Raw genomic sequence first — 9324 nt, 5'->3', positions numbered from 1 at the left:
TGATCCAATGGGTGGTTGTTTTAGGACAATGTTTTGGAATGCCCATTGATCGACTTCAAAGGTGCGCACTACCCACAATCGGTGATCCTGTTCGCAGCATATTTCTACGTCGCTTCGGCGTTTAATACCGCGACTTGGAAGAGATCATGGCGGAGCGTGTGTGACAGTTGATCATGCAACGCTGAATCTTGGCGCATGGATGAGACGTATATCGAAATCCGTGGCGAATGACTGCACCTGTATCGTGCCGAAGATCGCGACGGTCTAACCCTTGAATTTATGATTTCTGCGAAGCGCAACACGAAGGCTGCAAAGAAGTTCTTCGCCAACATGATCTACAAAAGTCAGCTCGGATATTTAACAAGCGGATACCGACAATTTGTAGAGCTTGCTGGATAAATGACACCTCCTCAGAGCGCTAGCTTTGAACAGTGCCAAACTTTGCGGCAAAACCCCATATATGGGCAGGCCTATTTTGTGAAATAGTACTCGGTGAGAACAATAATTTGTCGCTATAATTGCACTCCTACAATGCGAGCCAAGTGGAAAATGGCAGAGAGCGGCGGTCCCGACCCGCAAGCTTCAAAAGCCCCGACAGATTAGCAGTCTGCGCCAACACCTTGTTGGTTCACTCTCTTTGTTGGAGCAGCCGGCCTTAGACCAGCTCAACTCAAACGTTTCACTTTCAGTTCGGTCGTTTCCCCTATGCTTTGAATAATAGAAGGAGGTTGTCCTAATTTGATTTCAGGTCCGTCCAACTTGAAAGCGACGTGGAACTCTTTCTCGTTTCACCTTTCAAGGTCATAATCAGGCAAGAAAAAACCCGGTGAGCATTTGCTTCCGGGTCAAAAACGTCTCTATGTGGCTTCAGATCACCACGTACATGAAAGCTTTCGACCGCTTATAGCGAACGAACTCAAACTTGGTGAATTGTGAGCCATGTTAAACATACTAATTCCTTTACAGAATTATCGAATAAAAAAATTGATCCCGGCCGTCAACCCCTGAGATTGTCTGACCCGTCTTCAGCAATTTCAGTCGCCAATGTCCGGGCGAACGGAGAGACCTTTGAATCAGGATTCATAATCAATGGACGACGGTTGGTGCGAGGGCTATGGCCGTTACGAAGACTTTGGGACAGCGGTCAATAGCATGTCGCCACGCGCCTCCAATCCTTGAACCAGCCGAGCATGATCTCGATGCGGTTTCGCCGCTTGTATCTGCGCTTGTCGTATTGGACCGGTGTCTTGCCTTACTTTCGACAGGGGAAACTAGGAAACTGCAACTACATGCATAGCTCTACTGCCCATGTAAGCAAGCAACTAGCATGCACCCAAAACAGGCTGAACATTTCTTCAACTTTGGAAGTTTCTATATTCCCAAGACAAGTTAGGCACCATTTGCATTTACGCCAGTAACCTGAAATGGCGCCCAGGCCGCAGGATGCGCAAATGAACGGCTGGTTGCATCAAGACTAGTATCGTTCATCACCGCAACCATCGCCCGCCGCACGGCCTCTGCTCTTGACATGCGGCCGTCCAGTGCGTGTGCAACAGCATCTGGGGTCAACGTAGCGGCCACATCGTCCCGGACCGGCCAATGGGATACAAGCAATGAACGCGCTCCGGCAAAGAAGAACGATCTTGCCAGACCGGACAGGCCCTCTGCATCTGGGCTCTGATCTTCTCCGGCAGCGGTATCGCAAGCCGACAGAATGACCCAATCCGCATTGAGATCAAGTTGGGTCACTTCTGACGCCGTGAGCAACCCATCATCGATCCATGCGCCGTCTGCGGCGGCGGCCTGCAGTTCTGCGATGGTTAGCGATGGTGCGCAGACGTTTGTCTGCGCGCCTCCGCGCTCGAATTGCGCATTCAGAACGTCTGGCCCGCAATAGGGTGGAGTCATGGCAAGTGCGGGCTCGCCCAGCGTGTCAAACGCACCCGCCATCAGCCCATGGGTCGCAAGGACAATGACCCGAGAGGAGGGCAGCAAACCGGTGGCCTGCGCCTGTGCAAGCGCTGTTTCCGAGGCGTCTTGCCCCAATAGCACCGCACTTTCTGGTGCATTGAAAGCGGCCGCGAGGCGTTCGATTTCAAGACGCGTTCCCGGCAATTGTGGAAGCTCACCAATGCGGTGCGCATCCGCTACGCCTGAGCGCATATAGGCCTGTGCAATCTCGATAGGGCTGGCAGGTGGCGGGTTTGTTGCATGGGAAAAGACAGGATCGCCCAACCCGAAAAACGGGTTCTGCCGAGTGCCGTCAACTGATAGGCCCGAAGCGCGCAGCGCCCGCAATGACGAAACGGCAGGGACTACCGACAGGGCGCGATTGGTGCCCAACCATTTGGTTGCGCGCAGGATGTCAGGATCAGCGTCACCCCTAGCACCGCCATTGGGGACGTCCATAACGAGGGTGGAAAACGGTAGGCTGAGCAACATGCCCTGCGGCGCAAGGATCCATTCTGATTTTTCCGCGATGACGCCCTGAATGCTCGGATCCCCCAATAGCGTTTCATAAAGCTGATGGGCAAAGCTGCGATCAAAAACCCGTAAACGCGCCTTAGTAGGTTCATTGGTCAGGCTGAATGTGCCGCGATTGCCGGCAGCAAGCGCCAGATTGCCCGAGGACGCCGAAGGATCCAGAAGGGCATGTAGGTACTTAATGTCTGCTTTCAGATCCTGTTCGCTTCGGGTCATTTCTGCCCAGGCAAAACGTTCCCGGCTGACGGCCCAGACGATACCGGGGGCATCGCCTTGGGGCGGCGTCAACAGGATGAGCGCCTCGTTTGGTCCCAGCAAAGGCGGTGATCCGGCCGTGCCCATCACGTCGGCAATCGAAACAGGCCTGGGCGCCATGATCTCGAACACACGGGGAAAGCCGCCCTCAAGCTCGGCGCCGATGTCTCTGACCTGTTCGATGGCCTTGGCCCGTTTTTCCTGCAAGTGCAGAATACGCGCGTCGGTTTCAGCATCACGCGCGGTGGGCTGTGCAACTATAGCTGAGATGTCGTTGCCGAAGCTAATGACCTCCGCTTGAGCCATCTCGTAAGACGCGAATATTCTCTGCAAACCAGCATCGCGCAGGGTAAGCCGCGTCATGGCGCGCGCCACCGCTTCTGCGGCCCCTGTCTCACCAAGCTGCGCAGCATAGAACGCGTCCACGGCCAGCATATCCCCAAGCTCTGAGGCGTCGTAATCGGCCTCCCTGAACCGTATCGGACCGGCATTGCCTTGCGGCATCAGCCCTGCCGCCCACGCCTGCGTCACCAAGGCCCGCCCGGACCGTTTCGCGTCTTGAAGAGCAGCACCGCGCGCGGCACTGTCCAGCACAGCGGTTAGCAACAGGCGTTCTTCTTGCCCTTCGACAATGTCGGCCCAAACCTCAGCGGCTTCGATGTGACGGCCATACTCCGCTAGCGCGACTGCAATTCGTTCCCTTATGTCCAATGTCCGCAGGCTTGCGCGCCCATAGTCACGTTCAGACTGTTCCGCATAGTCGCGCAGCATGGCGAAGGAATTTTCTGATTGTGTCCCTTTACCCAAGCTCATGGATTGGGAAAACAATTTTGAGGTGACAATATCGGAATCCGGACCATAGATCGCAAAGGCCAGCGTCATACCTTCTTGCATGATCTGGTTGGCCTCATCGGTACGGCCCGTGTTTTCGAGGATCGAGGCAAGATTCCCCATGGCCTGCAACGTTCGTTTGTCTGTGGGTCCGAACGTGTTCTGCATCCGCGTAAGAAGGTCGCGCGTCAGATCGAGCGCGATGTCATACCGGCCTAGATTGATCTCACGCGCCGAATACCCTCCCAGAAAGTCAATGGTTGTCTCATGATGCGGGCCAAGCGTGGCCTCGGCGATCTCATAACCGTGCTTAAAGATGTCCCGCGCTTCGGTTATGAACAGAAAATCACGAAAATAAATCTCACCGATGTCATAGAGCGGCTCCAGAACTTCGCGGCTTGCAATCCCGTGTTCGAATTCACGCTGCGACAGCTCGAACTGCCGGATCGCCAAAGCACGCTCGGGCGTGTAGGTCACACCCTGTTCCTTGGCCAGATCATACCATTTGGCGGATTCTGCCGCGTCCTGCCGGACACCGCGCCCGATTTCATGCAGGAACCCGAGTATTGATTGCGCCTTGGCATGACCCTGTTCCGCCGCCAGCCGATAGAGCCGCGCGGCTTCGGAGTAATTCACCGGTACACCGCGCCCGTGATAGATCATGAATCCAAGATCATACTGGGCAGATGAATACCCCTGATCCGCCGCCAACCGATACCATTTTGCAGCCTGGACCGGATCCTGTACCACGCCATCCCCACGCTGGTACATACTCCCAAGCGCATGTTGCGCAAGTTTCTCATCTTGCGCTGCCGCCTTGTGATACCACTCGGCCGCAAGCGTCAGATTCTTTGGCGCACCAACACCAAACCGGTGGGCCAACGCTAGTCGCATTTGTGCATTTGCGTTGCCCTGTTCGGCAGCCCGGCGAAACCACTCGAACGCAGCCGGAGGGTCTGCAGCAACGCCCTCTTTTCCATCTCTGAAAATACTTCCAAGGTTCAGCTGGGCAATTTCATGTCCCTGTTCCGCCGCCAGCAGATACCATTGTACCGCCTCGGGCCAGGATTGCGGCACCCCGTTACCCTGCGCATAGAGGTAGCCCAGCTCGAACTGCGCCTCTTGATCGCCTTGCTCCGCTGCCAGTCGAAACCATCGGGCGGCCTGCGCGGCATCCTCAGCCACGCCGTACCCGTATTTGAAAAGCTTGCCCAACATCTGCTGGGACAGCACATAGCCTTGCGCGGCAGAGGTTTCGTAGAATGAGACCGCGCGGGGCAGATCCTCTGGCACTTCGCTGCCAATGCGATAGATCTCGGCCAGATTGAACTGCGCTACACTGTGCCCCTCTTCAGCGGCCCTGTGCCACAAGGTCAGGGCGCCTGGTACATCCCGTTGCGGACCTTCCGCGAAATAGAGTGATACGCCAAGGTCGAACTGTGCATCGATATGTCCGCCCTCTGCGGCGCGTTGCAGCCAATGATCTGCCTTGGCGATGTCTTTCTCAATGCCGTCGCCCCGGCGGTACATACCGCTCAAGTCATATTGCGCCGTGCTGTGCTCTTGCGCAGCAGCCAGCTGAAGATATCGCAGCGCTTCGGAGTTGTTTTGCGGCACGCCCCTGCCATCCATATAGAGAAGGGCCAGAATATACTGGGCCCGCGCATCGCCTTTTGCCGCTGAGCTCAGATACCAGCGCGCGGCAATCGCGTCATCTGCGGGAACACCAAACCCGTTCAGAAACATAAACCCGACTACAGCCTGAGCCCGCGCATTCCCATTCTCGGCAAGCGGCATCAACGTTTGCATGGCAGTTTCATATTCTTCGGCGAGGAAGGCGTCATACCCCTGCTGGAAATCTTGCGCCCACACAGTTTGCGGGCCGCCGATCCAAAGCATAAGCGCTATCGCAACGGCACAAATTGGACCGGGACGTCGAGTTAGGTGGCGCGCGATTGTTGTTGACCGCTTTTTGCCTCTCCTGTGCTCTCTACCCATCCGAAATCTTGTCCAGCGCGGCTTCGGCCCCAAGGGAAGACCGGTTGCGATCGGCCGAGATGTCCTCGGTTGCACGCACATGCACCTGACGCGCCGCGACAACGATCCCCTCGCGCTCGAACAATACCCGTAGTTCTTCATAGACGCGGCGGCGCAGGGTCCATTGATCTCCGGGGCGGGCGGTGAATTTGCACCGCACGATCATCACACCTTCTTCGATGCCGATGACCCCATTGCTTTTAAGCGGTTGCAGGAACTTCGGTCCCAGCTCGGGATCTGCGCTCAGTTCCTGACCCAGCACCTTGATCTTCTTGCGCAAGATCTCGGTATCAACGTCGAAGGGGACGCGGAATTCGACCCTCACAACGACCCAGTCGCGGGACATGTTGGCGATCGTCTTGATCTCACCATAGGGGATGGTGTGGACCGTACCCAGATGATGCCGCAACCGCATTGACCGGATCGAGACCTTTTCAACCGTTCCTTTGGCTGTTCCCAGATCGACATATTCGCCAATCCGAAACGCATCATCGATCAGAAAAAACAAGCCGGAAACCACATCACGCACCAAAGTCTGGCTGCCCAGACCAATGGCGAGCCCAACGATCCCCGCCCCGGCAAACAACGGCATCACATCCACGCCAAGCGCTGACAGAATGCTGATGGCTGAAACGAATACGAGCCCCAGCAACAGCATAATCTTGAACAGGGGTACGATGGTTCCAAAGCGCGACCCGGCGGTCGTTTCGGTCATGGGTGTGGCACTGTCGGCTTGGGCCCCGAAATGCTGCGACACGGCATTGACCACCTGCCACATCAGGAAGGTCAACAGGGCTGTCATGCCCACCTGCAACAGTGCACCACGGATCGTTGAGTTGATGTCCAGCATGAGCACATCCAGCCAGATGGGCGACCATATCCAAAGCAGTCCGAAAAGTGCTGCTCCGGCGATTGTGGGCATCCCGGCACGGCGGGCAAGGTCCTGCAACAATGAGGGCGGGGCCCCGGGGTCGATGCTGCGCACCGCATCCTCAAGCCAAAGGGCCAGCGCCAAGGCCAGCAGAATCACCAGAAAACTGTACAGGGCCGCTGCGTTGGCCTGCGTGAATCCGGTCAGCAGCAGCAGGCTTGTGGCCAGAAAGGACAGCGCGATGTAGGTGATCGCCAACAGGTGCCATTTGCTCCCAAACCGTTGCCACCCCTCTGAGCGCACCGACCCGTCGGGCCAATAGCTTAGCAGCGCCCCGATCGCCTGCTTGTTCAAAAACAGCGCCACCACCAGCGCAACGGTGACACAAGCCCGGCCGACAAAGGTAAAGCTGAGCAACGTAATCTGATCCAGTCCGCCTTGGGCAAAAAGCTCGGTCGTCACAAAGATGCAGGCGGCAAACCCGGCAACCAGCAGGAACGACAGGTAGAGCCCCCGGATTTCCGCGGCACCGATGACCTCCTGGCGACCCTTGCCATTGGGTGAGGTGAAATGTCGGCGCAAAACCGCTTCAGCTGCCCGTATAATCAGGATTGGCGGGAACGCAGCGACCATAATCGCCAGAGACACAGGATCCGCGCGCAGAAGGACCAGCAATGGCAGGTACAGAACAAGACCAAAGGCCGTCAGTGCCGTTCCTTCAACCAGGGCAGCCCACCACAGGCCGCGATCCGTGGTCTGAACTGGTCTGAACCGTTCGAACATCCGTCGGATCAGTATTTCGGCGACTGCGGCAAGACCCGTGCAGAGCAGGATCCAGCCAAGGGCCGCAAAAGGCTGGAACCCGTATTGTGCCAGCCCTGCCAGAAATTCCCCCAATTGCTTTGGCAACAGCGGCAACTGCGCCATCACCTGTTCCAGCGCTTGTCCTGCAATCAGAACACTCTCAACACCTGCGCTGATATCAAGCGATAGTAGACTCTCATCCGCCGCCTGCACCGCATCCGCACTAAACAGACCGGTCAGCGCGGCAACCGGCCCGAGGCGGGCCGATCTGCGAATTATCGAGGGTGCGGTCCGGCTCATTCGGTGATAATCGCCACGAACTGTTCTTCCAAAGCAGCCGCTTCGGCCGGGTCCGTGGTGGTTTTGGAAATGAGGGCGCGGATCTGGTCAAGATCAACCTCGGGGTCTTGCCATGCCGTTGCAATCAGGCCCATGATCTTGCCCACGTTGCAGACCCCTTGCTTATAAACCCACGCTTCGGACGCAGAGCGCTGCAGACCACAGCGACGGTCGGGCGCACTGTTCCGCCAGATCAGGGCCATGATGTCCACCAGTGCCGAGCTGTCATTGGCAAAATAGCTATGCGCCAGCATATCCTCGCCCAAATCAGACATATCAACAGTATCCAGATGCGCCGAAGGGGCGCCCGTGTCCTCACCCTGTCCCGCCCGGGGCATGTTGCCATGCAGCTTGCGCGACGTGACCAGCGCCCAGTCCTGACTTGAGGTATAAAGCGTCAAGCGCTGTGCCAACGGGCGAATGGTGCGTGTCATTTCGGCAAACAGGCCCGCATCTACATCGGGCGCTGCAAAAAAGACCTGACCGAACAATGGCTCCTGCAGCTCTTGATCGGACCGGCGTTCGGCCATCAGCTCAAGCGCGTCGGTCAGCGCCCGGTTGCCCATGGAATGAGCAACGATGTGGATCACATCAGCCCCGGATTGCGCGCGCAGTTCCTCAAGAAATCTGGCCAGTCGCCGACCGCTCAGCCGCACCACGGCTGTGTCGGCCACGTAGCTCATGGTGCGTCCGGCCGAGGGCCAGGAATACAACACCGGGACGCCGCGGTAATGCATGTCATGGGCCAGCTGCGCCGCCCGTTTTGCAGCAGCGTCAAAGCGTACGTTAAAACCGTGGATAAACACAAACGCTTCTTTCCGGTTTCGCGTGGCCATCTCGGCCTGCATTTCACCGAAGAACACGGATTGTGGCAGCGGCGTAATGCGTTGTAGCACAACATGCCGCGCAGGGTTTTCGGTGAATTCCAATCGCCAGATCGAGGGGGCCTCGATCGCGCCGGGCACATGTGTATTGGGGATCGAGACCGTCAGCGTCCCGTATTCCAGCTCACCCCGACCGTCGCCATAGAACTCGGCAGGCGCGTCGCTGCCGGTCTGTGCCCGGTCGGTGGCGTAAAACACCTGCACCTCGCGGAACCCCCCCGCATCCCCGGCTTTGCGGGTACTTGCAACGGCGGGAGCGCCCCGCAATTCGGAAGCGGCCTGTTGCCAGCGCAGCACCTCATCGTCCTGACCCATGCGACTGGCCACTTCAGCCGCCCGATCCCATACACGCGCCAGATCATCCCCGGCCTGCCCGCCCTGTTGCAGATAGGCATATTCGAACTCGAACATGCGCCGCACCAGCGCGTAATCCCCGGCTTGTTCCGCCAGACGCAGGGCGCGCAAGATCATCGCGCTGGGATCCAGCCCCAGCGAAGCACCCTGTCCGGCGGCAAATTGCGCAAGCTGCGCTGCAATCTGAGCTGCCTGAGCGCTTTCACCGGATTGCTCGATCTCGTCCAGCAACAGGGTATTGAGATCAAAAACCACCCGCAAATCCGGAGGGTTCGCCCCACTGGCCTGCGTAATCGCCTGTTGCAGCAATGCCTGCCGCTCCTGAGCGGTTTCGGCGGCAGAATAAGACAGCTCGAACGTGATGGGATCAAAGGGGGCGGTGGTCTGCTGGGCCAGGCTTGATGTTGCGAAAAAACCGGCCAGAAGTGCGGGGAGAACAATCCGAAACATGTCTTACCTCGGGGC

General features: G+C 57.6%; 3 protein-coding genes and 2 pseudogenes. 1 reads left to right on the top strand and 4 read right to left on the bottom strand.

Annotated elements, in window-relative coordinates; all coding sequences use genetic code 11:
- Positions 1–45: 45 nt before the first annotated feature.
- Positions 46–336 (top strand): annotated as a pseudogene (locus ACR0NW_RS09780) (DDE-type integrase/transposase/recombinase); the annotation flags it as partial.
- Between the two features lie 750 nt (positions 337–1086).
- Here the strand turns inward: ACR0NW_RS09780 and ACR0NW_RS09775 are convergent.
- The 4 genes and pseudogenes from ACR0NW_RS09775 to ACR0NW_RS09760 form a co-directional block, all read right to left on the bottom strand.
- Positions 1087–1249: pseudogene (locus ACR0NW_RS09775) on the bottom strand (transposase); the annotation flags it as partial.
- Between the two features lie 140 nt (positions 1250–1389).
- Positions 1390–5469 (bottom strand): CHAT domain-containing protein, encoded by a 4080-nt coding sequence (locus ACR0NW_RS09770; protein WP_480791565.1) that lies wholly within the window; start codon positions 5467–5469, stop codon positions 1390–1392.
- Positions 5470–5560: 91 nt separating this feature from the next.
- The gene (locus ACR0NW_RS09765; protein WP_480791564.1) at positions 5561–7582 is read right to left on the bottom strand and encodes a mechanosensitive ion channel family protein; all 2022 of its coding nucleotides are present in this window, start codon (positions 7580–7582) and stop codon (positions 5561–5563) included.
- Positions 7579–9309 carry an alpha/beta hydrolase gene (locus ACR0NW_RS09760; RefSeq protein WP_480791563.1) on the bottom strand — a complete coding sequence of 577 codons (1731 nt, stop codon included), beginning with the start codon at positions 9307–9309 and terminating at the stop codon, positions 7579–7581. The genes ACR0NW_RS09765 and ACR0NW_RS09760 overlap by 4 nt, the downstream gene beginning before the upstream one ends.
- Between the last annotated feature and the right edge of the window lie 15 nt (positions 9310–9324).

The sequence above is a fragment of the Ruegeria sp. CF5 genome, assembly GCF_056537325.1.
The sequence above is the reverse complement of the archived record's forward strand: the minus strand, read 5'-3'. Positions and strand labels throughout refer to the sequence as shown.